Source organism: Pantoea sp. X-Soil-ISGK-275 (assembly GCF_059730795.1).
Genome location: NZ_AP035976.1, coordinates 3,376,718 through 3,399,451, shown reverse-complemented (window position 1 = coordinate 3,399,451; position 22,734 = coordinate 3,376,718). Strand labels below are relative to the sequence as shown.

Below are 22,734 nucleotides of genomic sequence, written 5' to 3'. Positions count from 1 at the left end.
CTCAGAAACTCACATCCACACCGCCGCGCAGCACTTTCTCGTCACCATGATCGGCGAAGTGCTGGTCGGCGCGCAGGAACAGGCGCGCACGAGACGTCTGCGCCACATCCAACCGCACACCTAACCACTGCGACCGGCGATCGAGCTGCATACCGGGAATCGTGAAACGGTTCTGGTCATCGCCAAAGCCACCCCAGCGTGCGCTGACATCCATCGACGGATTGTTGAACGCGTACTGATATTCGCCATACAGACTCAGCATGCTCCACAATCCAGCCGACCAATCCTGCCGTGCGCTGATACTCAAACCGCTATAACCGACGCTGCGTCGATAGCTGTCGCCGTCACCACTCAGACCAAACGCGCTGCCTTTATCCTCAAATGCACCGGTATCCAGCCCGGTCTCACGCCAGCCGAGATACGGTTCGAGGCGATAGTTATCCTCAATTGTCCAGCGATAGCCGCTTTGCAGTGCCGCCTGCCAGCTGTTGCTGCTGGTGGTCGATGACACCGGCGAAGCTTCATCCAGTAATATCAGGCGTTTTAACTCATCGCGACCATGTTGATAGCTTAGATTGCCCTGCAGATACCATTCTGGCGTTAGATCGTAGCGACCATACAGCATCGCGCCTTGCAGGCGATTACGGCTGGTGCCGCCGGTTTGGTCGTAGGTGGAATCGATCTGGTTCTGCGTCCACGCCACGCCCACGCGCAGACCAGAAACGCCCAAATCGCTATCTACGCCCAACGCAGTAAGCGTGTTGCGATAATCGGTACCGAGGTAGCCCGCCTGATCCAGTGAACCGCGCAGTTGACCGCTTTCGATCCAGAAACCGTAACGATTGTCGGCGCTGGCGTCGGCGATACGGTTGCTTAACAGGCGGCTTTGATAATCCAGCGCGTTAAACAGCACCGCATTGCTGGAGGCGTGCGCCTGACCGGAAAGGGAATTGATGGCAGCCTGAGCATTGCTGGCATCCGCCAGCGTCTGGAACGCGCCGGCCGCGACCAGCGCCGACTGCTGCGCACTGCTGAGCGATCCCTGTTGCTGCCAGCTATCCGCCACGCTAAATGCCTGCTCCAGATTCACGGCCGTTTGCTGGGTGCTGGCGCCGTTGATGCCCATCGCTGCCGCTGCTGCCGCAGTATTTTTACGCGTCAGTTGGCCGGTGACGCTGTTGGCGTTGTAGCTGACCGAACCCTCAAGAAACACGCCGGTGTTGACCTGACTGAACTGGCCGCTGACGCCCGCATCGCTGGTCAGCAGCGTTTCCTGCTGTTTCACCACATAGGTCGATGACGGTGGCGCGAGGTTTAGCATGCCGTCCAGCGTCGAATGGCCCGCTACGCGCAGCGGACTGTTCAGCGCAATATTCAGCACGCCGTTGCTGCGTTGCTGGTAATCGCCGTGCACCTGCAAGCCGCCGTTGACCGAGCCCTGATTGAGTAAGCTGCCGCCAATCACGCCGCTGCCACCCAGGATGCCGCTGCCGCTGACGTTGGCACTGCCAGCAATCGCACCATCGATGAGCAATGTATTGGCCGAGACACTGGTCTGGCCGAGGTAACTGTTGTTGCCGGTTAACTGCAGCACGCCGCCATTATTCGCGCCGTCAAGGATCAGACCGCGATCGCCGCTGATGGCATTCGAGAAAACATAGCTGCCCGCATCCAGGCTGGCGTGAAAATCATTGGCCCAAAACATCGCCGGACCGTTCAGCGCTTTCGCCTGGTTGAGATCGCCCCAGCCGAAGGTATCGTTGTAAGGCCTCCCGTTGGCGCTATCCGCAGCGCCTGCATACGCATCGCTATGATAAGTGGCGGTGGTCAACAGCGTTTGCTGCAGGTTGTAGCCGCTCATCCACGGAAAGCGCTGCAACACTTGCGAAGCCGCCGCTGCAGCGCGCGGTGCGGCAAATGAGGTGCCGTAGCTACGCGCATTCACCCAGGTGCCGTCGCTATTCTGAAAACGATAATCGCTGTAACCCGGTGCGCTCAGGCACCATGCGGCAGCGTTGCCGCAGGCATCAAACGGCCCGGTTAAGGCCGCGCGGTTCGCCGTGTCGTATGAGGTGCTGTCCATCACGCCGGTGACCGCCAGCATGTTCTTTTGCAGCGCGCTGTCCTGATAAATCAGCGGCAGTTGGGCGTTAGGAGAAGGTGTGGCGGTGCCGCCATTGCCGGTGATCACCACCGCCAGGCCGTTAGCCGCCGCAATCTCACGCATGCTTTGCACCAGTACCTGATAGTGCGGCTGCGCATCGGTTAACGCCTGCGCGGTGGTTAAACGTTCGCTGGAGGCGTACGACATATTGAAAATCCGCACGCCCTGGCTCAGCAGGCCGCTCACCGCTCGCGCGGTATCGTCGTATTGAAAAATATTGTTTTGAGATGCCTGCGCCACATACAGTGCGCTACCCGGCGACAGGCCCAATAACGTCAGCGCCACCACGGTGCCGTGACCGTTAATGCCCTGGTTATCATTCAAACTGCTACCGCCGCCAACGTAGCTGGTGAACTGCACATTGGCGTAATTAACTTCACTGCGATCGGGCGATAACCCCGAATCAATAATGCCCACTTTGCTGGCATTGCCTGACGCGCCGGGCTGAGCTGGCGTGGGTGTCTCAGGCGTGCCGGTGGTGGGCGAGGTTGTCGCGCTACCGCCGCCTCCACCTCCACCTCCGCCACCGCAGGCGGCGAGTAACAAAGGCATCAACAAGGCAAGCAGGCGCGGAGAAGTGCGCAAACCGGGAATAAACATCGATACTCCTTCATGTCTCTCAGGACATGTTGTGCCCGCTCACGTTTACGGGCGCTGATTACTGTGTCATTCCCTGTCAAAGCTGCGCATTCCTGGCGGTCGTGGTGACAAACGGTCTGGACGTTAGTGATGTCCATCGGGGGGATAGTCATTGAGCAAAATGATAAAAGGGCGCTAACAAATCGATAGGCTGAATATCAGCTGCTTAATGGCGTTGTTTGAGACGTGTCTGCTTTCTTGCAGGAAATTTCTCACAAGGCAATTCTTAATGATTTATCGTTATAAATCATGATCTTTAATGACGTCTTTCAGCGCTAATCGCCTAAAATTTGCAGGAAAATTCCTAAGAAGGTTCTGAGGGAGAGGTGTTTGCTGGGGTGTTTTGGAAAACATAACGAATGCGGCTTTCCAGAAGGTTGAGAACTTTTTTTCTCGCGGCGCGTGCGTACTCACTCACACTGCGTGCAATGCTACAAAGTACGCACACTTTCGGGTAAACTAGCGCGTTAGTTTTTATCTCCTTTCACCGAATCGTCAAAAAAGACTGAAAAGCCATGTTTGAAATTAATCCGGTCAAAAATCGTATCCAGGACCTCAGTGAGCGCAGCGACGTTCTTCGGGGGTATCTTTGACTACGATGCCAAGAAAGAACGCCTCGAAGAAGTAAACGCCGAGCTGGAACAGCCTGACGTCTGGAACGAACCTGAGCGCGCGCAAGCGCTGGGTAAAGAACGCGCTTCACTGGAAGCGGTGGTGGAAACCTTAGATCACATGCGTCAGGGCCTGGAAGATGTGCAAGGCTTGCTGGATCTGGCGGTGGAAGCCGACGACGAAGAAACTTTCAACGAAGCGGTTGCCGAGCTTGATGCACTGGAAGTGAAGCTGGGCGAACTGGAATTCCGTCGTATGTTCTCAGGCGAATATGACAGCGCCGACTGCTACATGGATATTCAGGCCGGTTCCGGCGGCACCGAAGCGCAGGATTGGGCCAGCATGCTGCTGCGCATGTATCTGCGCTGGGCGGAAGCCAAAGGCTATAAAACCGAAATTATCGAAGAGTCAGACGGTGAAGTGGCCGGAACCAAATCCGCCACCATTAAAATCATCGGCGACTACGCGTTTGGCTGGCTGCGCACCGAAACCGGCGTTCATCGCCTGGTGCGTAAGAGCCCGTTCGATTCCGGCGGCCGCCGTCATACCTCATTCAGTTCGGTGTTTATCTACCCGGAAGTGGATGACAACATCGATATCGATATCAATCCCGCCGATTTGCGTATCGACGTTTACCGCGCCTCCGGTGCGGGCGGCCAGCACGTTAACAAAACCGAGTCTGCGGTGCGTATTACCCACTTGCCGACCAACATTGTGGTGCAGTGCCAGAACGACCGTTCACAGCACAAGAACAAAGATCAGGCCTTCAAGCAGTTACGCGCCAAGCTGTACGAATATGAGATGCAGAAGAAAAACGCGGACAAGCAGGCAGCGGAAGATAACAAATCTGATATTGGCTGGGGCAGCCAGATCCGTTCTTATGTTCTCGACGATTCACGCATCAAGGATCTGCGCACCAGCGTAGAAACCCGCAACACCCAAGCGGTGCTGGATGGCGATATCGATCGTTTTATTGAAGCAAGTTTAAAAGCAGGGCTATAAGGAACCGACATGTCTGAACAACAACCGCAGAGCGCTGATGCCGCCCTTGAGTTAAACAACGAACTGAAAGCGCGTCGCGAAAAACTCAGCGCGCTGCGTGAAAAAGGCGTGGCGTTTCCTAACGATTTCCGCCGCGACACCACGTCTGATGTGCTGCATGCCAGCTATGACGCTAAAGAGAACGAAGAGCTGGAAGCGCTGGGCGTAGAAGTGAGCGTGGCCGGTCGTATGATGACGCGCCGCATCATGGGTAAAGCGTCATTTGCTACCCTACAGGATGTCGGCGGCCAGATTCAGATCTACGTCTCACGTGACGATCTGCCAGAAGGCGTCTACAACGAGCAGTTCAAAAAGTGGGATCTCGGCGATATCCTCGGTGCGCGCGGTAAGCTGTTCAAAACCAAAACCGGTGAGCTGTCGATCCACATCACTGAGCTGCGTCTGCTGACCAAAGCGCTGCGTCCGCTGCCGGACAAATTCCACGGCCTGGCCGATCAGGAAACCCGTTATCGTCAGCGTTATCTCGATCTGATCTCCAACGACGATTCGCGCAAAACCTTCAAAATTCGCTCACAAATCATGGCCGGCATTCGTCAGTTCATGGTTAACCGCGAGTTTATGGAAGTAGAAACTCCGATGATGCAGGTGATTCCTGGCGGCGCGTCTGCGCGTCCGTTTATCACCCATCACAATGCGCTCGACATCGATATGTACCTGCGTATTGCGCCAGAGCTTTATCTGAAGCGCCTGGTGGTGGGCGGATTTGATCGCGTGTTCGAGATCAACCGTAACTTCCGTAACGAAGGTATTTCGCCGCGCCATAATCCAGAGTTCACCATGATGGAACTCTATATGGCGTATGCGGATTACAAAGATCTGATCGAGCTGACTGAAAGTCTGTTCCGTACCCTGGCGCAGGATGTGCTGGGCACCACCGAAGTGCCGTATGGCGATCACAGCTTCGATTTCGGTAAGCCGTTCGAGAAGCTCACCATGCGTGAAGCGATCAAGAAATACCGTCCGGAAACTGACCTGAGCGATCTGGAAGACTTCGATAAAGCGGTAGCGATTGCTCAATCGCTGCACATCAAAGTCGAGAAGAGTTGGGGCCTGGGCCGCGTAGTAACGGAGATCTTTGAAGAGACCGCCGAAGCGCACCTGATTCAGCCAACCTTCATCACCGAATACCCGGCTGAAGTGTCACCGCTGGCGCGTCGTAACGACGAGAACCCGGAAATCACCGACCGCTTTGAGTTCTTCATCGGCGGCCGTGAAATCGGAAACGGCTTCTCAGAGCTGAACGATGCAGAAGATCAGGCTGAGCGTTTCCTGCAGCAGGTGAATGCGAAAGAGTCTGGCGATGACGAAGCGATGTTCTACGACGAAGACTACGTCACCGCGCTGGAACATGGCCTGCCACCAACCGCTGGTTTGGGCATTGGTATCGACCGTATGGTGATGCTGTTCACCAACAGCCACACCATCCGAGACGTCATTCTGTTCCCGGCACTGCGCCCGACCGGTAAGTAATACGGAGTCGCTGTCAACGACTTCGATCTGTGCTGGCTGTCCCCCTCCTCGGTCCTCCCCCATAAATGGGGGAGGAAGATGCTGCAAAATGTTAGTTCTTAAGCTGCATATGGCAGCGTCTCCTTCCCCCGCTTGCGGGGGAAGGCCGGGATGGGGGACAGCAAGCACACTTCCCCCCAAAACAAAATTCCTGATGACAACCCGGCACGCTCTGTGCAGGATGGTTTTTTTCATTTTCAGGGAATCACCATGAGTGCAAAAGCGGCAACGTTAGAGGGCCGGATTCGTCAGCACTGGGATCAACTCTCCAGCCACGAGCAGCGACTTGCCGATGTGCTACTCGCCGCACCGGGCCAGTTAGCCATGAACACCGCCACCGAGCTCGCGCACAGCGCGGGCGTGTCCAAAGCCACCACCACGCGCTTCTTCCGCCATCTTGGTTACGAAAACTATGAAGCCGCACGTCGCCAGGCGCGTGAAATGCAGAGCAGCGGATCACCGCTCTACCTGCAACCGGCACCCAGCGCGTCGCCGCTGGCCAGCATCATGCAGCAGCATCTGGAAAAAGAGATTGCCAACCTGGTCAACAGCTATCGCACGCTGGACAGCGAACAGCTGCAGCAGGCGGTCATCGCCATCAGCCAGGCGCGTCGCGTGGTGGTGATGGGTTGGCGCCACAGCCAAACCATCGCGCATCTGATCTATCGTGATCTGATCCATATTCACTCCGACGTGCGTCTGCTGCCGCGTCCCGGTGATTCGCTGGCGGAACATATGGCGGCTCTGACCGCTGAAGATGTGGTGATCTGCGTCGGTCTGCGTCGACGCATGCCCGCGCTGGAAGCGGCGATGAACGCGCTAGCCGAGCGCAACGTGCCGATGCTGTATATCGCCGATGTACTTTCTGGCAAACCGGCGCGCCATGCGCAGTGGGTAATCCGCTGTCACACCGACAGCAGCCTTATCTTCGACAGCACCGCCGCGCTCTCCGGCGTGTGTAATCTGCTCTGTTCACTGGTGGCCCGACAAATGGGTAAAGCCAGCAACGATCATCTCGCGCAAATCGAAGCGCTGCACCAATCCCTCGACGAACTCGAATAATGCGCCGTGCTGGCGCAGGGTGCGCCAGAAAAATCACCAAAACGGTGCAATTCTGTCCACCCTCCGCCAATCCATCCATCCCCATTCTGCATCATGTGAAATAGTAGAAATTAAAAATAAAAAACAAGAAACAAATGTTTCCAGTTGATTTTATTACCTAAAGAATGAGTTGTTGTGGGTTTCCCTGCGTAGTGGTGAAAAAACTGGCACAAAATATGCTCAGTAGAAAAAGACATTTCACCAACACCAGGGAAACACCATAATGAAAAAAACAGCACTGCTGATTGCCGCTCTTCTCTCCGTAGGCACCTTAGCGCAGGCGCAAGCCGACACGCTGGCCGACATCAAAAGCAGCGGCAAAATCACCGTCGGTATCGATCCAACCTTTCCTCCCTACGAATACACCGATGACAAAGGTGAGATCACCGGTTACAGCGTGGCGATTATGCAATCCTTCGCCAACGAGCTCGGTGTGAAACTTGAGTTTCAGAAAACCGCCTTCAGCGGCATTCTGCCGGGCCTGATTTCCGGCTCTTTCAATGCCGAAGGTTCATCCCTTAACGTCACGGCGGAACGCGCGAAAAAAGTGCTGTTCACCGTGCCGTACAGCAAAACCGTTAATGGCGTGCTGGTGCGTGAAGCCGAGGCGAAAACCTTCAGCGGCAAAACCCTGAGTCCGGAAAGCTTGTCGGGTCTGCGCGGCGCGGTGAAAACCGCCAGCGTGCCAGAGCAACTGCTGAAGGGCTTCAACGAGCAGTTGAAGAAAGAGGGTAAAAAACCGATCACCATCATTAACGTCGATTCACTGGATCAAACCGTCAGCACCTTGATGACTAAACGCGCCGACTTCGTTTATGACGACATCTCGGTGTTAGCGCCGGTAGCCAAAAAATACGCCGGTAAAGTGGCGCAGGTGGGCGAAGTGGGCCCGTCGCAGTGGATGGGTTGGGCGACGCGTAAAGAAGATGGCAGCCTGAACAAAGCCATTAGCGACCACATCCTTGCGATGCAGAAAGAGGGCGAACTGACCAAGCTGCAGCAGCAGTATCTCGGCACCACCTTTACCGTGCCCGCCAGCGACTTCATTCCGCAGGAGTAATTATGTGCCAGTCCAACCTGACGGTGCCTGCCGGCTTTGGCAAAACCTTCCGCGTGCGCAAGGGCCAGTTTATTACCGTGATTGACAGTGAAGGGCAGCAGGCGGCCGATTTCGTCGCGGTGAATGCCGATGACCTGAACGAGAAGCTGTCGCCGGTGCACACGCGTCAACAGTTGCGCTCGCTGTTCTTCAAGCCGGGCGACGCGCTGTGGTCGAGTGAAAACCGTCCGATGCTGCGCATCCTTGCCGACAGCATCGGCATCCACGACGCCAACGTGCCCGCCTGCGATCGCACCCGTTTCAGCATCGATTTCGGCGTAGAAGGGCATCGCAACTGCGTGGATAACCTGCTGGAAGGGATGAAAGAGTTTGGCGTCACCTACTTCTCGCTGCCAGAGCCGTTCAACCTGTTCCAGAACGGCCCGGTCACCGCCGATGGCCGCATGGAAGTCACCGATCCCAACAGCAAAGCGGGCGACAGCATCACCTTTGAAGCACTGTGCGATCTCATCTGCTCGGTGTCATCTTGCCCGCAGGACATCATTCCCGGCAACGGCCTGCAGGTGACGCCCATCGACATCGTGGTCAGCGACCATTTTCACGCTCAGGAGATGAATCATGCTGTTAATGCGTGAAAGTTTTGAAGAAACCGCTGTGCGCACGTTGGCTGAACCGGTGCAGGTTGCGCCGGGCAGCATCGGTTCGATTCGCGTGCTGCGTGGCCAGTTACTGCGCATCACCGCACAGGGCGACGGTGCGGTGGCTTCGCTGTTTGGCTTTAGCCTGGCCGATCCCGCCGTGTGGCTGTCGGTGCATCACACGCGGGTGTTCAGCAACAGCTACCTGCTCGGTTCCGGTATGCGTCTGGTGAATAACCGTCGCCGTCCGATGATGGTGCTGGGTAAAGACAGCGTGAAACGTCACGACCTGCTGCTGCCGGCTTCCACCACGGCGTTTCTCATTGAACGCGGCCATCAGGGCGAAGGTTGCCTCGATGCGCTGCGTGGCGAGCTGGCGCGTCTGGGCATGGTGGTACCGAAGCTGCCGGATCCCATCAACCTGTTTATGCACGTCAAGCTGACGCGGGAAGGCGATATTCTGCCGGAAACCAACCTGACCAAAGCCGGTGACAGCATTACCTGTCGCGTGGTGATGGACACGCAGTTCATCGTCTCCGCCTGCAACACCGGCATTGAGGGCAACGATCGTCCCGCGCCGCTGCTGCTGTCGGTGGCGGAAAACCTGCACGACTTTAACGCGGAGTAACGCATGGGGCTGGATCAACAGGTAGTGGCCGCGCTGCCGGAACTCGGACACGGCCTGCTGATGACGCTGGTGCTGACCGTGCTGGCGTCGTTAGTCAGCGTAGTAATGGGGCAGCTCGGCTGCTTCCTGCAACTGCGTCGTGCCTGGATCTGGCGCGCCATCGGGCGTTTCTATGTCAGCGTGATGCGCGGAACGCCGGCGATTGTGCAGCTGTTTGTGGTGTTTTTTACCTTGCCACGGCTGGGATTGGGCGGTCAGCCAATGCTGGCGGCGGTGATTGCCATTGGTCTTAACAGCGGCGCTTACGTGGCGGAAATCCTGCGCGTCAATCGCAGTCTGGTGACGCGCGGACAGCTTGAAGTGTCGCGCACCTTGGGCCTGAGCCGCTTGTTGACGTGGTGGTACGTCATCAACCCACAAGTGATGCGCGCCAGTCTGCCAATGCTGGTCAATGAGTTCACCATTCTGCTGAAAACCACGCCGCTGGCGTCGGTGGTGGCGCTCACCGAACTGACCTACGCCGGACAGATCGTCATCGCCCGCACCTACGAAGCCACGCAGGTGTTGCTGCTAGTGGCGGCCGGTTATCTGCTGATCGCCATGCCGTTGATTGCGGCGGCGCGTCGTCTGGAAGCGAAACGGAGGTTGGCATAATGGATTGGCAGGCAATTATCACCTCTTTGCCGTCGCTGGGTGACGGCTTGCTCGCCACCTTGCAGCTCTGTTTGGTGGCGGCGCTCTGCTCGCTGCTGTGGGGCGCGCTATTGGCCGTGCTGCTAATGCGCGCCTCGCCGTTCTGGCTGCGTTTGCTCAATCTTTATAGTGGTTTAACGCTCGCCTTGCCGCTGCTGGTGGTGATCTATCTGCTCTACTTTGTGCTGCCGGAATATGACATCACGCTGTCGTCGCCGGTGGTGGGCGTGCTGGCGCTAACGCTCTACTACGCGCCCTATATTGCGCAGGTGATCCGCTCGGCGATTGATGCGCTGCCGCAAGGGCAGTGGGAAGCGTGTCGCGTGCTGGGCCTGAGCCGCAGTGAACAACTGCGCGACGTGGTGCTGCCGCAAACATTGCCGCAGATGCTGTCGCCGCTGGTTGGGCTGATGATTGGTTTGATTAAAGACTCCGCGCTGCTGTCGATTGTCTCGGTGCAGGAGTTTATGTACGCCGCCAAACAGGCGATTTCGGATACCTACGCGCCGCTGGAGATCTATCTCACGGTGGCGCTCTGTTACTGGCTGCTCAACAGCGTTATCGACTGGCTGGCGCGCTGCCTTGAATCTCGCATGACGCGCTACCGTCGTGCCATGCAGCATTAATCAGGAGAACAACATGTCGGCTGAATTTCAGCATCGTGAAGCGATGACCATCCCGGCGCGCTACGGCAAAGCGGTGCGTCTGCAGAAAGGTGAAGCGGTGCAGGTGATTAATCTGCACGGCACGCAGGTGGTGGATTGCTGGGCGTATAACGCCGAAGACGTGAGTGAATATATGTGTATGGAGGCGACGCGCGTGTGGAATCAGCGTCTCAATCCCAAAGTGGGCGACAGCTTTATCACCAGCCAGCGCCACCCGATTTTGACGCTGGTGGCAGATACCTCGCCAGGCGTGCACGACACCTTTATGGCGGCCTGCGACGCACGTCGTTATGAGCTGCTCGGCTGCACCGAACCGCATCGCAACTGTCATGACAACCTGTTTGAAGGCATGAGCGAGCTGGGCGTGACGCTGCCGCACGGCAATCTGGCCTCGTTTAATATCTTTATGAATATTCAGGTGCAGCCGGATGGCATCACGCTGAAGACGCTGCCAGTGGTCACGAAGCCGGGCGACTATATTGTGCTGCGCGCCGAGATGGATTGTTTTGTGGCGTTTTCCGCCTGTCCGCAGGATATCGTCAGCATTCAGGGGCAGGGCGACAACACCCCGCGCGATGCCGAACTGCGTATTTTGACCAGCGGATTCCCGCAGGTGCAGTTGAAGGGGGCGTGGGTTCCGGCGTGACTGTGCACGCTGTCCCCCATCCCGACCTTCCCCCGCTCGCGGGGGAAGGAGACGCTGCCACATGCAGCTCCCCAACTATCATATTGCAACATCTTCCTCCCCCATTTATGGGGGAGGACCGAGGAGGGGGACAGCCAGCACCGGCCGGGATGGGGGACAGCGCGCACGCTCTAAGACTTCACCACCCCATCCAGCCACGCCTGAAACCGTGCATACGGCACATACAGCGCCACATTCTTAAACAGCGTCTTACCGCTTTTATTGTCATCAATCTGGCTGCTGTAACCGACAATCACGCCCGCCAGCGTATCATCGCTGGCGTTATACACCGCGCCGCCGGACATGCCTTTCACCACGCCGGCATTGGCCGCCACCACCACGCAGCTGGCTTTGTTCCAGTCATTTGCCAGCGTGGTGTTAATCAGATTCTTGCCGCTCGACGCCACCGGCATCGCCGAAATAAAGCTGTAGCCATACAGATTCACGTCATCGCCAATGTGGCTATTGCGGAACGGCGGTGGCAGATTGGCTTCGCTGTTTTTGTGGTACACCACGGCGATATCGCATTCGGGATGCCAGGCTTTCACCCGATAGAGCGAATACCTGGCCACGTGGGCCGCCGTCAGGCTGTATTCGGGCGTGAGAGGAATGGTGGTGCCAAGCGCACCAATGCCCAGCACCGTTGGAATGCCGGTGACGGTCATATCGACGCGTTTTGCTGCTTCTTTGCTGTATTCGTAATGCCCAACAGAGCAGCCACTCAGGCAGCCAACCGTTAGCGCGATGAGCCATCGCATACGCTTTCCCCTCGATTTTTGACACCCCATAACCGGGCAATCCATTGAGGTATCGGCAGTGCACGTCCATCCTTTACTGTTTGATTTTGCGTCAAAAGCTGACTCACTGTGATAACGATCACATCCTTTTCAAGCGTAGCGCGGAAACATCAATCTGTCTCAATGGTTAGTCTGTGACATTTTCCCGCGCAGGGATTATTGCTGCGGGCGCAAATAAGCCTTGCGGCGCGCGGGGTAGTTGGCATGAGAGGGCTATGCTTTAATAACAGTGTGACGCAGTTCAAATTTTAATAAGCGTCTGTTGTAACCGTACTGCGCTCGCAGTGCGGTCCGCCTGCAAAAAAATTATTGGGAGAGTGTGTTATGCCTGTTGCATTACTGGCGCTGGCGCTGAGTGCGTTCGCCATCGGCACCACGGAATTCGTCATTATGGGATTGCTGCCCGAAGTGGCGGGCGATCTGCAAGTGACGATTCCTTCTGCGGGATGGCTAATCAGCGGTTACGCGCTGGGCGTTGCCATCGGCGCGCCGATCATGGCGTTGCTGACCGCCAAACTGCCGCGTAAACGTACTCTGATTCTGCTGATGATCATCTTCATCATCGGTAACGTGCTCTGTGCTTTGGCCTACACCTACAACCTGCTGATGCTGGCGCGTGTGGTGACGGCGCTGTGTCACGGTGCGTTCTTCGGCATCGGTGCGGTGGTCGCGGCGAGTCTGGTGGCACCGGGTAAACAGGCTTCTGCTGTGGCGCTGATGTTCACCGGCCTGACGCTGGCGAACGTGCTCGGCGTGCCGCTCGGCACCTGGTTTGGTCAGATGTTTGGCTGGCGCGCCACCTTCTGGGGCGTGGCGATCATCGGCATCTTCGCCTTTATCGCGCTGATTGTGAGCCTGCCGACCAACAAAGAAGAGAAGCCGGTGCATCTGGCGAGTGAAATCAGCGCGCTGGCCAACGGCAAACTGTGGCTGTCGCTGCTGATGACGGTGTTCTTTGCGGCGGCGATGTTTGCGCTGTTTAGCTACATTGCGCCGCTGCTGCTGCAGGTGACCGGCATCTCAGATCGCGGTGTCAGCTGGACGCTGTTCCTGATTGGTGCGGGCCTGACCGTCGGCAACATCCTCGGCGGCAAGCTGGCCGACTGGAAAGTGTCGTTTAGCCTGATCCTCAGCTTTATGCTGATTGCGCTGTTCTCGCTGCTGTTCAGCTGGACCAGCCATGCGCTGTGGCTGGCGGAAATCACGCTGTTCCTGTGGGCGATGGCGACCTTCGCCACCGTGCCGGGCTTGCAGATTAACGTGGTGCGCCACGGCAAAGATGCGCCAAATCTGGTCTCGACGCTGAATATCTCCGCCTTCAACGTCGGCAATGCGCTCGGCGCGTGGGTCGGTGGCGCGGTGATCGAGAAAGGTTATGGCCTGACGTCGGTGCCGGTTGCCGCTGCTGCACTCGCGGCAGTTGGTTTGGTGATCTGCCTGATTACCTTCCGCAAATCGGGCGGGCAGGGCGAAGCGGTCAACGCTTAAGCCAGCCGCTCGGCAATACGTTGTGGAAACGCGGCCACGTGCTGTTGCAGGTGGTCGCAGAAGTGATCGACCAGCGCCGAAGCCGGTCGATGCTGCGGCCGCACCAGACTGACGGTGAAGGGCACGGCAATACTGAAGCGACGCATCACCACACCGCTGTCGGCGTAATCCAGCGCCGTCAGCGGATTCACAATCGAAATCCCCACGCCCGCGCGCACCATCGCGCACACCGACGCCGCGCTGTGCGTCTCCAGCACCAGACGACGCTCCACATCCTGCTCATGAAACAGCGAATCCAGCAGCTGACGATAGCTATCGCTGCGCGACAGGCTGACGTAGTTTTCACCGTGGAAATCCTGTGGCGTCAGCACCTCGCGCTGACACAGCGGATGCTGTGGCGGCAGCACGCACACTTCATCACAGGTCAGCAGCGGCACACGTTCGGTACCCGCTGGCGGGTGTTGGGTTTCGGTCAGACCGAGATCGTAACGCTGCGCCGACAGCCACTCTTCCAGTAGCGGCGACTCCTGCGGAATAATATTCAGGCTGACCTGCGGATAGCGCTGCAAAAACGGTTGTAGCAGCGGCGGCAACAGCGACTGCGAAAACACCGGCAAGCAGGCGATCGACAATTCGCCCTGACGAAACTGACGCAATCCTTCGGCGGCATCCATAATGCGATCCAGTCCGTACCACGAGCGCTGTACCTCTTCGTACAGCCGCAAGCCTTGCACCGTTGGTTGCAAGCGGCCACGCACGCGTTCGAACAGTTGCAGGCCAAGCTGCTGCTCCAGGCGCGCCAGTTCGCGGCTTACCGTCGGCTGCGAAGTGTGCAGCAGCGTGGCCGCCTGCGTCAGGTTGCCGCTGGTCATCACCGCGTGAAAAATTTCGATATGTCGCCAGTTAATTTTTGCCATCGTCTCCTCCGCTGAATCCATATCATATTTGTATAGATGTCGCTAAAACAGATATTTTTCTGAATTGATGCGCTGTGGCTAAATGGCCTCAATGACACAGGAGAATTGACATGCCACGCCCACTCAACAACAGCGAAACCGCGTTAACTGCCGCCAACTTACTGCCGCTGGCGCAGCGTTATTCTGGCCCATTCTGGGCGTACGATGCGGCGATCATTCAGCAGCGTATTGCGCAACTCGGCGCCTTTGACGTGGTGCGTTTTGCACAGAAAGCCTGCTCCAACATCCACATTTTGCGTCTGATGCGCGCGGCGGGCGTCAAAGTCGATTCGGTGTCGCTGGGCGAAATCGAGCGTGCTATTGCCGCCGGTTATCAGCCGGGCGGCGAAGATATCGTCTTCACCGCCGATGTGTTCGATCAGCCAACGCTGACGCGCATCGCCGAGCTAAAAGTGCCGGTCAATGCTGGTTCGGTGGATATGCTGCATCAACTGGGCGAACTGTCGCCGGGCCACGCGGTGTGGCTGCGCATCAATCCTGGTTTTGGTCACGGTCACAGCCAGAAAACCAACACCGGCGGTGAGAACAGCAAACACGGCATCTGGCACAGCGATCTGCCGCTGGCGCTGGCGGCGATTCAGCAGCACGGCCTGCGTCTGGTCGGCTTGCATATGCACATCGGTTCCGGCGTGGATTACGGCCATCTGCAGCAGGTGTGTGACGCGATGGTCGATCAGGTGGTGGCGTTTGGCCAGGATCTCGAGGCGATTTCTGCCGGTGGCGGTTTGTCGATTCCTTATCGTTTTGGCGAAGAAGCCATTGATACCCAGCACTATTACGGCTTGTGGAACGGCGCGCGTGAGCGTATCGCCGCGCATCTCGGTCATCCAGTGAAACTGGAGATCGAGCCAGGTCGCTTCCTGGTGGCCGAATCGGGCGTGCTGGTGTCGCAGGTGCGTGCAGTGAAAGAGATGGGCAGCCGTCACTTTGTGCTGGTCGATGCCGGTTTCAGCGATTTGATGCGTCCGTCGATGTACGGCAGCTATCACCACATTTCTCTGCTGCCGGTCGATGGCCGCGCGCTGGGCGACGCCACTGTCGAGAGCGTGGTGGCCGGTCCGCTGTGTGAATCGGGCGACGTGTTCACGCAGCTGGAAGGCGGCAAAGTGGAAACCCGCGCGCTGCCTGCGGCGCAGGTCGGCGATTATCTGGTGTTCCACGATACCGGCGCGTACGGCGCATCGATGTCGTCGAACTACAACAGCCGCCCGCTGATTCCGGAAGTGCTGTTTGAGAATGGCGCACCGCGTGAAATTCGTCGTGCGCAGACCATTCAGGAGCTGCTGGCGCTGGAGCTGATCTGATGAAGATTGTCGCGCTCAGCGAGGTGCCGCATCACGCCTCGCAGATCACCGATTGGCTGTGGCAGGCATTTGGCGACGGTACGTCGCGTGAGTTTTACGACAGTATCGTGCGCAGCAGCCTCAACGGCGCCGATTTTCCGGTGACCTTTGTGGCGCTTGATGGCGATATACCGCTCGGCACGGTGGGATTCTGGCGCTGCGATTTGATCAGCCGTCAGGATCTCACACCATGGGTGGCGGCGCTGTTTGTCGAGGAGTCCGCGCGCGGCAAAGGGTTGAGCGAAGCGCTGCAGCAGCATGTGATCGATTTCGCGCAGCAGCGTGGTCATGACAAGCTGTGGTTATGGTCAACCTTTGGCGGTTATTACGAACGTTTTGGCTGGCAGTATCAGTGTGACGCGCTGGAGTTCCCGGATGTGCGGGTGAAGGTGTACTCGCGGGAGTTGTGATGGGTGCGCGTTGTCCCTCACCCTAACCCTCTCCCGCAAGCGGGCGAGGGGATGATTAGGTGAAAAACGCACTCGGTCAGTCCCCTCTCCCTTTGGGAGAGGGCCAGGGTGAGGGAAACCACGCACAAACCCAAATTAACCCGGCCCACTCACCGAATGCCGTCTTACCAGCGTCGGGCTAAACATATTGGTCACTTCCGGCATCTCGCTGCCATTGGCTAACGCCAGCGCCAGTTGCGCCGCCTGTTGCGCCATGGTGACAATCGGGTAGCGCACCGTGGTTAAACGCGGGCGCACATAGCGCGACACCAGCACATCATCAAAGCCAATCAGCGACATCTCTTCCGGCACGCGAATGCCGTTATCACTCAGCACCGCCAGCGCGCCGGCGGCCATCGAATCGTTATAACAGGCCACCGCCGTGAACTGCTTGCCGCGTCCCATCAGCTCGGTCATCGCCTGCTCGCCGCCCACTTCGTCCGGTTCGCCCCACGCCACTAAACGATCGTTGCACGGCAAACCGTGCTCTTTCAGCGCGTCGTAATAGCCTTGCAGACGATCTTCAGCATCGGAAATGGTGTGAGTAGAGCAGATAAAGGCGATTTGCGTATGGCCTTGCTGAATCAGATGGCGCGTAGCCAGCCACGCGCCGTAGCGGTCATCCAGCGCGATGCAGCGATGTTCAAAGCCTTTCAGCAGACGATTCAGCAGCACCATGCCCGGCACCTGCTTCATCAGCATCTCTAAATCGTCATCGGGGATTTTCTTGGCGTGCACCACTAAGGCGGCGCAGCGATGACGCATCAGTTGCTCAATCGCCTGACGCTCTTTTTGCTCATTGTGGTAACCGTTACCAATCAGCAAAAAGTTGCCGGTCTGGCCCGCAACTTCATCCACCGCTTTGACCATCGCGCCAAAAAACGGGTCGGAAACATCGCCCACCACTAAACCCAGGGTTTCGGTGGATTGCTGCGCCAGGGCGCGTGCGTTGGCGTTCGGGTGATACTGCAACTGCTCCATTGCCGCCGTAACGGCGAGGCGAGAACTCTCGCTGGCTTTGGGCGAATTATTGATGACGCGGGAGACGGTCGCAACCGACACCCCAGCCATACGGGCAACATCCTTAATGGTAGCCATGCGATTATCGACATCCGGGAAAACGTTTACACATGCCACCAGTGTTACGGAAAACCCACCCTGTAGCAACCCGGCAGAATGCCAGCGCTGTCGCAAAAGCACGGAAAATCAGGCGCTCACAGCCGCGCTTTAGCTCGGTTACAGGCTCATGTTATGCTGCCAGACACAATCACACCTGCCTGCCGGACCCAAAAACCATGAAAACTCGCGTGCCACACCTGGCGCACTGGGGTGCATTCACTGCCGTCACTGAAAACGATCGCCTGATTGGCTGTGAACCCTTCTTCGCCGATGCCGATCCGTCGCCGATGCTCAACACCATTCCTGAACTGGTCTATTCGGATAAGCGTATTCGCCAGCCGATGGTGCGCCGTTCATGGCTGAAGTCGCGCGAGAACAGCGATCGCACCTTACGCGGTCGGGAAGATTTCGTGGCGGTGGATTGGGATACCGCGCTCGATTTGGTGGCGGAAGAGAATCGCCGCGTGCGCGATCGCTACGGCGCAGCGGGCATTTTCAACGGCTCATACGGCTGGTCATCCGCCGGGCGCGTCAACCACGCGCGCACGCTGATTCGCCGCTTCTATTTTCAGGGCGGCGGCGGGGTCGATCAGCAAGGCAACTACAGCTGGGGCGCGGCGCAGTTCTTCCTGCCGTACGTGATTGGCACCTACATGCCGCTCACTGGCCGCGTGACCGACTGGCCGGAAGTGGTGCAGCACGCCGACATCTTTATCGCCTTCGGCGGCCTGGCGCTGAAAAACGCGCAGGTGGCGTCCGGCGGCGCGGGGCAGCACAGCCTGAAACCGGCGCTGGAGCAGCTTAGCGCCAAAGGCACGCCAATCATTAACATTAGCCCGATGCGCGATGACTGTCCGGCGTTCGTCAATGCCGAGTGGATTCCGATTCGCCCGAACACCGACGTGGCGCTGATGCTGGCGCTGGGTTTTGAAATCACCAGGCATAACGCGCTGGATGAAAGCTTCCTCGCCAGCCACTGTACCGGCTGGCCGCAGCTGCGCGGCTATCTGCTCGGTGAAAGCGATGGCATCGCCAAAACGCCTGAGTGGGCCAGCAGCATTACCGGCATTCCGGCGGCGCGCATTGCTTTGCTGGCGCAGCAGCTGATTGGCAAACGCAGCTTTATTACCTGCTCCTATTCGGTACAGCGCGCCCATCGCGGCGAGCAGCCGTACTGGATGATGATTGCGCTGTCGTCAATGCTCGGTCAGCCGGGCTTGCCGGGCGGCGGGTTCTCCTTTGGTCACGGCTCGATGAACAGCGTCGGCAATCCGCGTCAGGACGGTCCGGCACCGATGATGAGCACCGGCCCGAATCCGGGCAATTTGTCGATTCCGGTGGCGCGCATCAGCGACATGCTGCTCAATCCCGGCCAGCCGTACGCATTCCAGGGTGAAACCCAGCACTATCCGGATATCCATTTGGTGCACTGGGCGGGCGGCAATCCGTTCCATCATCATCAGCAGCTCAATCGTCTGGTGGAAGGCTGGCAGCGCCCGGATACCGTGATTGTGCAGGATATCGTCTGGACGCCAGCGGCGCAGATGGCGGATATCGTGCTGCCCGCCACCACCACGCTGGAGCGCAACGACATCGGCGGATCGTCACGCGATCGCTTCGTGCTGGCGATGCATCAGGCGATTAAGCCGCAGCATCAGGCGCGTAACGATTTCGATATCTTCGCCGATATCGCCGATCGTCTGGGCTACCGTGAGGTGTTCACCGAAGGGCGCAATGAGATGCAGTGGATTGAGCATCTGTATCAACAGTGCGCGGTAGCGCATGCGCGCCGTGATATTCCCTTCCCGGAGTTCGGGGAATTCTGGGAGCGCGGTTTTGTCGAGATTCCCGAAGGCGGCAAGCCGTTCGTGTTTATGGATGATTTCCGCGCTAACCCAGAAACGCATCCAATTCAAACCGCCAGCGGCAAGATTGAGCTGTTCTGCCAGACCATCGCCGATTATCAGCTGGATGATTTCGCCGGACATCCTGAGTGGCGTGAGCCGCAGGAGTGGCTAGGTGCGCCGCTCAGCGCCGAGTTTCCGCTGCATATGATCTCGATTCAGCCATCCGATCGTCTGCACAGCCAGATGGATGCCACCGCCACGGTGCAAGGCAACAAAACTGCCGGACATGAGACGCTGTATATGCATCCGCAGGATGCGGCAACGCGTGATATTCAGGATGGCGATGAGATTGAGGTGAGCAACGCGCGTGGTCGCATGTTGGCGGGCGTACGCCTGACCGACGGTTTAACGCCGGGCGTAGTGATCATCGCCACCGGAGCCTGGTTCGACCCCGGATTTGGTCGTGCCTGGCAACCGTGGGATCGCGCCGGCAACCCGAATGTACTGACATTAGACATCGGTACCTCGTCGTTAACTCAGGGCCCTAACGCCATGAGTTGCCTGGTGGAAATCAAAAAACATCTGATGTGAATGGGCAACGAATAATCTCATCGCTGGTTACATTTTGCCGGTAACTGTTGCGTTTAGGAGATGGTTTCCCAGCGTGCCACCTTGCTACAGTCAGGATCCCAGAGGTATTGATGGGTGAACATCAAAAAGTTTTCTTGATTACACCGACCTGCGCAGATGCGCAGGTTTTTTTTTGCTTAACGAACTGAAACACAGTTTTCCTGTCAACTCGGTTTACGTTTCTTTATAACTGCTGGCATTAAGCCTGATTTTCATCGCAGCGGATTGCTATGCCTCCAATTAAAAAATTTCTGGGAAAAGACCAGATAAAAGCGCCCTTTAACCCGTTTCGTTTTCGCCTGATTTGCCTCGGCGTTTTCTGCTGTCTGGTGCTGTTGCTGATTTGCGTGGGTGACCTGCAGCTGATCAAGCATCCGATGCTGGAGCACGAAGCCGATCAGCGCTCGCTGCGTACCGTGACGCTGCCGACCAACCGCGGCACCTTGCTGGACCGCGACGGCCAGGCGTTAGCGCTGAGCGTTCCGGCGCGTGACATCATCGCCGACCCAATGCGCGTGCTGGAGGCGAATCCCGATTTCACCAGCGCCAAATGGGCGTATCTGGCGGCGGCGCTCAATCAGCGTCCGGAAGATCTGCGCGCGGCCATTACCGCCAACCCGAAAAAACGTTTCCTCTATCTGGGCCGTAAAATCGAACTCGGCATCGCCAAGGATATCGCCGAGCTGAAACTGAAAGGCATCAGTTCGGTATACAACGACAGCCGCTTCTATCCGATGAGTGAAGCGGCTGCGCCGTTGATTGGTATCGTGGGAGCCGACAGCAACGGCCTGAACGGCATCGAGAAGGGCTTCGACCATGTGCTGCAGGGCGATCCGGGCAAAGAGGTTTATCGTCAGGATGGCGAAGGCAACATCATTGCGATGATCGATTACCAGCCGCCACAGCAGCCGCCAACCGTGCAGCTCAGTATCGACAAGTTCGACCAATTCACGCTCTACAGCAAACTGCGCGACGGCGTGCTGCTCAACAAGGCGGATTCGGGCGCGGCGGTATTGGTGAAAATCGATACCGGCGAAATTCTGGCGATGGCTTCTTATCCGTCGTTCAACCCGAACAATTATGAAAACGCCACGCCGGCGCAGATGCGTAACTCGGCGATCAACGACAGCTACGAACCTGGCTCCACGGTGAAACCGCTGGTGGTGATGGAAGGGCTGGAGCGCCATCTGGTGCGCGCCGATTCGGTGATCGATACCACGCCGTACAGTGTTAACGGCCACCTGATCCGCGACGTCGGTCACTGGCCGCGCCTCACCATGACCGGCATCCTGCAGAAATCGAGTGACATCGGCGTCTCGCACATTGCGCTGGCGATGCCCGCTGAAGCGCTGGTTAACACCTATCAGGCATTTGGTCTGGGTAAACCTACCGGGCTGGGATTGACCGGCGAGAGCGTGGGTTACTTCCCGCTGCACCGCGAGCGCTGGGCTGATATCGAACGTGCCACCTTCGCCTTTGGCTACGGCTTGCGCGTTACGCCGCTGCAGATTGCGCGTGAATACGCCACGCTCGGTTCGTACGGCGTCTATCGTCCGCTGTCGATCACCAAAGTAACGCCGCCGGTGTTAGGCAAGCAGGTGGCGAATCCGCAGGTGGTACAAACCGTGGTGCATATGCTGGAGAGCGACGTGCTGCCGGGCGGCACCGGTGTCAGAGCGGCGGTGCCGGGTTATCGTCTGGCGACCAAAACCGGTACCGCAGAGAAGATGGGCACCAGCGGCAAGTACGATGGCGGTTATATCAACTACACCGCAGGTATCGCGCCTGCCAGCCATCCGGAAGTGGCGCTGGTGGTGATGATCAACCATCCCACCGCTGGCGATCACTTTGGTGGCTCGGTGGCGGCACCGATCTTCGGCAACATCATGGGCCCGGTACTCAAGCACATGAACGTGGCACCTGACGCGATCTACAGTAAACCTTCTTCAGACAAATCTTAGTTAAATCAAAAGTGTAAGTGAGGTGTGGAGAATATTCACACCTCGTTTCACTTCCCCAAACACCGTTGCTTTTTGCACCTGTCTTTCACCGGCTCAACGGTGCCAATATGGACATCCCAGAGGTATTGATGGGTGTGAAACAAGCTGCTTTGGCAGTACCCTGTTATTACACCGACCCACGCAGATGCGTGGGTTTTTTTTGCCTGTTATTTACTGCCGCGCGAACTCGCTCACACCTCTTGTCTGAGTCTTAACACTTCCCCGGCAACATAAAAATATCGGGTTGTGTAACCTATATGTAACGCACCGCGATGTCGCATTCTATGGCGGTTCGCTAGCCTCTTACAGTGTTGGTAGCGCTTTAGGGGGCGATTTTTTATTGCGATTCGTTGAGGCCACCCGCAATGCCAAAAACCAAAGACCGCACGCCAAAAGGCGAGGGCCGATCCTCGGCGTTTCAGTTACGTATTCATCCGGAGCTGCATGAACAGCTGCGCAGTGTGACCGACGACGACAACGTCACGCTGTCGTGCTGGTTAAAAGAGCTGGCACGCTGCGAGCTGCGCCGCCGCGGCATCGAACCCAAAGGTTAACCGTAGGGTCGTCATTCATGACGACCTTGCCAATGACCGTACTGTGCGGCCTCCGGAACGGTCACCCTAAATGG

Annotated in this window: 19 protein-coding genes; 15 read left to right on the top strand and 4 right to left on the bottom strand. The window is 57.6% G+C overall.

Annotated elements, in window-relative coordinates; genetic code table 11:
* Position 1 precedes the first annotated feature (1 nt).
* On the bottom strand, positions 2–2,764 hold the full coding sequence (locus tag AC6I8A_RS15800) for an autotransporter domain-containing protein (protein ID WP_497818758.1): 2,763 nt from the start codon (positions 2,762–2,764) through the stop codon (positions 2–4).
* Positions 2,765–3,318: 554 nt separating this feature from the next.
* Between AC6I8A_RS15800 and prfB the strand changes: the two genes are divergently transcribed.
* The 9 genes from prfB to AC6I8A_RS15755 all read left to right on the top strand — a co-directional run bounded on the left by prfB (position 3,319) and on the right by AC6I8A_RS15755 (position 11,417).
* Positions 3,319–4,417, top strand: a protein-coding gene (gene prfB / locus AC6I8A_RS15795; RefSeq protein WP_102135998.1) for a peptide chain release factor 2 whose coding sequence is annotated in 2 segments (ribosomal slippage) — positions 3,319–3,393 and positions 3,395–4,417 — 1,098 coding nt in all. Because the reading frame shifts where the segments join, the coding sequence is not laid out codon by codon here.
* Positions 4,418–4,426: 9 nt separating this feature from the next.
* Positions 4,427–5,947, top strand: coding sequence for a lysine--tRNA ligase (gene lysS, locus AC6I8A_RS15790; RefSeq protein WP_436333257.1), 1,521 nt, complete (start codon positions 4,427–4,429; stop codon positions 5,945–5,947).
* Positions 5,948–6,196: 249 nt separating this feature from the next.
* A complete protein-coding gene (locus AC6I8A_RS15785; protein ID WP_293794488.1) occupies positions 6,197–7,048 on the top strand; it encodes a MurR/RpiR family transcriptional regulator in 852 nt (283 codons plus the stop codon).
* Positions 7,049–7,310: 262 nt separating this feature from the next.
* A complete protein-coding gene (locus AC6I8A_RS15780; RefSeq protein WP_497818757.1) occupies positions 7,311–8,147 on the top strand; it encodes a transporter substrate-binding domain-containing protein in 837 nt (278 codons plus the stop codon).
* Positions 8,148–8,149: 2 nt separating this feature from the next.
* Positions 8,150–8,782, top strand: coding sequence for a DUF1989 domain-containing protein (locus tag AC6I8A_RS15775; RefSeq protein ID WP_008108219.1), 633 nt, complete (start codon positions 8,150–8,152; stop codon positions 8,780–8,782).
* Positions 8,766–9,413 carry an urea carboxylase-associated family protein gene (locus tag AC6I8A_RS15770; RefSeq protein ID WP_497818756.1) on the top strand — a complete coding sequence of 216 codons (648 nt, stop codon included), beginning with the start codon at positions 8,766–8,768 and terminating at the stop codon, positions 9,411–9,413. Before AC6I8A_RS15775 ends, AC6I8A_RS15770 begins: the two co-directional genes overlap by 17 nt.
* Positions 9,414–9,416: 3 nt before the next feature.
* Entirely contained in the window at positions 9,417–10,067 is a 651-nt protein-coding gene (locus AC6I8A_RS15765; protein ID WP_497818755.1) for an amino acid ABC transporter permease, read from the top strand.
* A complete protein-coding gene (locus AC6I8A_RS15760) occupies positions 10,067–10,732 on the top strand; it encodes an amino acid ABC transporter permease (RefSeq protein ID WP_265299299.1) in 666 nt (221 codons plus the stop codon). The genes AC6I8A_RS15765 and AC6I8A_RS15760 overlap by 1 nt, the downstream gene beginning before the upstream one ends.
* Positions 10,733–10,745: 13 nt before the next feature.
* Entirely contained in the window at positions 10,746–11,417 is a 672-nt protein-coding gene (locus tag AC6I8A_RS15755; protein WP_061719875.1) for a DUF1989 domain-containing protein, read from the top strand.
* A gap of 170 nt (positions 11,418–11,587) precedes the next feature.
* On the opposite strand, the gene AC6I8A_RS15750 is transcribed toward AC6I8A_RS15755, so the two are convergent.
* Complete coding sequence (locus tag AC6I8A_RS15750) at positions 11,588–12,214, bottom strand: serine protease (protein WP_256697283.1); 627 nt, start codon at positions 12,212–12,214, stop codon at positions 11,588–11,590.
* 363 nt (positions 12,215–12,577) lie between these two features.
* Here AC6I8A_RS15750 and AC6I8A_RS15745 point away from each other — a divergent pair, with 363 nt between their 5' ends.
* Positions 12,578–13,741, top strand: a complete 1,164-nt coding sequence (locus AC6I8A_RS15745) for an MFS transporter (protein ID WP_256697282.1) — start codon at positions 12,578–12,580, stop codon at positions 13,739–13,741.
* On the opposite strand, the gene AC6I8A_RS15740 is transcribed toward AC6I8A_RS15745, so the two are convergent.
* Positions 13,738–14,658 carry a LysR family transcriptional regulator gene (locus tag AC6I8A_RS15740; RefSeq protein ID WP_256697281.1) on the bottom strand — a complete coding sequence of 307 codons (921 nt, stop codon included), beginning with the start codon at positions 14,656–14,658 and terminating at the stop codon, positions 13,738–13,740. The genes AC6I8A_RS15745 and AC6I8A_RS15740 overlap by 4 nt on opposite strands.
* 110 nt (positions 14,659–14,768) lie before the next feature.
* On the opposite strand from AC6I8A_RS15740, the gene lysA reads away from it, so the two are divergent.
* Positions 14,769–16,022 carry a diaminopimelate decarboxylase gene (lysA, locus tag AC6I8A_RS15735; RefSeq protein ID WP_154155361.1) on the top strand — a complete coding sequence of 418 codons (1,254 nt, stop codon included), beginning with the start codon at positions 14,769–14,771 and terminating at the stop codon, positions 16,020–16,022.
* On the top strand, positions 16,022–16,471 hold the full coding sequence (locus AC6I8A_RS15730; RefSeq protein WP_008108205.1) for a GNAT family N-acetyltransferase: 450 nt from the start codon (positions 16,022–16,024) through the stop codon (positions 16,469–16,471). Before lysA ends, AC6I8A_RS15730 begins: the two co-directional genes overlap by 1 nt.
* Before the next feature lie 135 nt (positions 16,472–16,606).
* Here the strand turns inward: AC6I8A_RS15730 and galR are convergent, their stop codons facing one another.
* Positions 16,607–17,608: an HTH-type transcriptional regulator GalR gene (gene galR, locus AC6I8A_RS15725; protein WP_036649453.1), complete on the bottom strand. Its 1,002-nt coding sequence runs from the start codon at positions 17,606–17,608 to the stop codon at positions 16,607–16,609.
* A 197-nt stretch (positions 17,609–17,805) separates the two neighbouring features.
* Between galR and AC6I8A_RS15720 the strand changes: the two genes are divergently transcribed.
* The 3 genes from AC6I8A_RS15720 to AC6I8A_RS15710 all read left to right on the top strand — a co-directional run bounded on the left by AC6I8A_RS15720 (position 17,806) and on the right by AC6I8A_RS15710 (position 22,660).
* Complete coding sequence (locus tag AC6I8A_RS15720) at positions 17,806–20,067, top strand: molybdopterin-dependent oxidoreductase (RefSeq protein WP_293794502.1); 2,262 nt, start codon at positions 17,806–17,808, stop codon at positions 20,065–20,067.
* Between the two features lie 269 nt (positions 20,068–20,336).
* Positions 20,337–22,067, top strand: coding sequence for a penicillin-binding transpeptidase domain-containing protein (locus AC6I8A_RS15715; protein WP_061719881.1), 1,731 nt, complete (start codon positions 20,337–20,339; stop codon positions 22,065–22,067).
* 404 nt (positions 22,068–22,471) lie between these two features.
* Positions 22,472–22,660 (top strand): toxin-antitoxin system HicB family antitoxin, encoded by a 189-nt coding sequence (locus AC6I8A_RS15710; protein ID WP_293794505.1) that lies wholly within the window; start codon positions 22,472–22,474, stop codon positions 22,658–22,660.
* Positions 22,661–22,734: the final 74 nt, after the last annotated feature.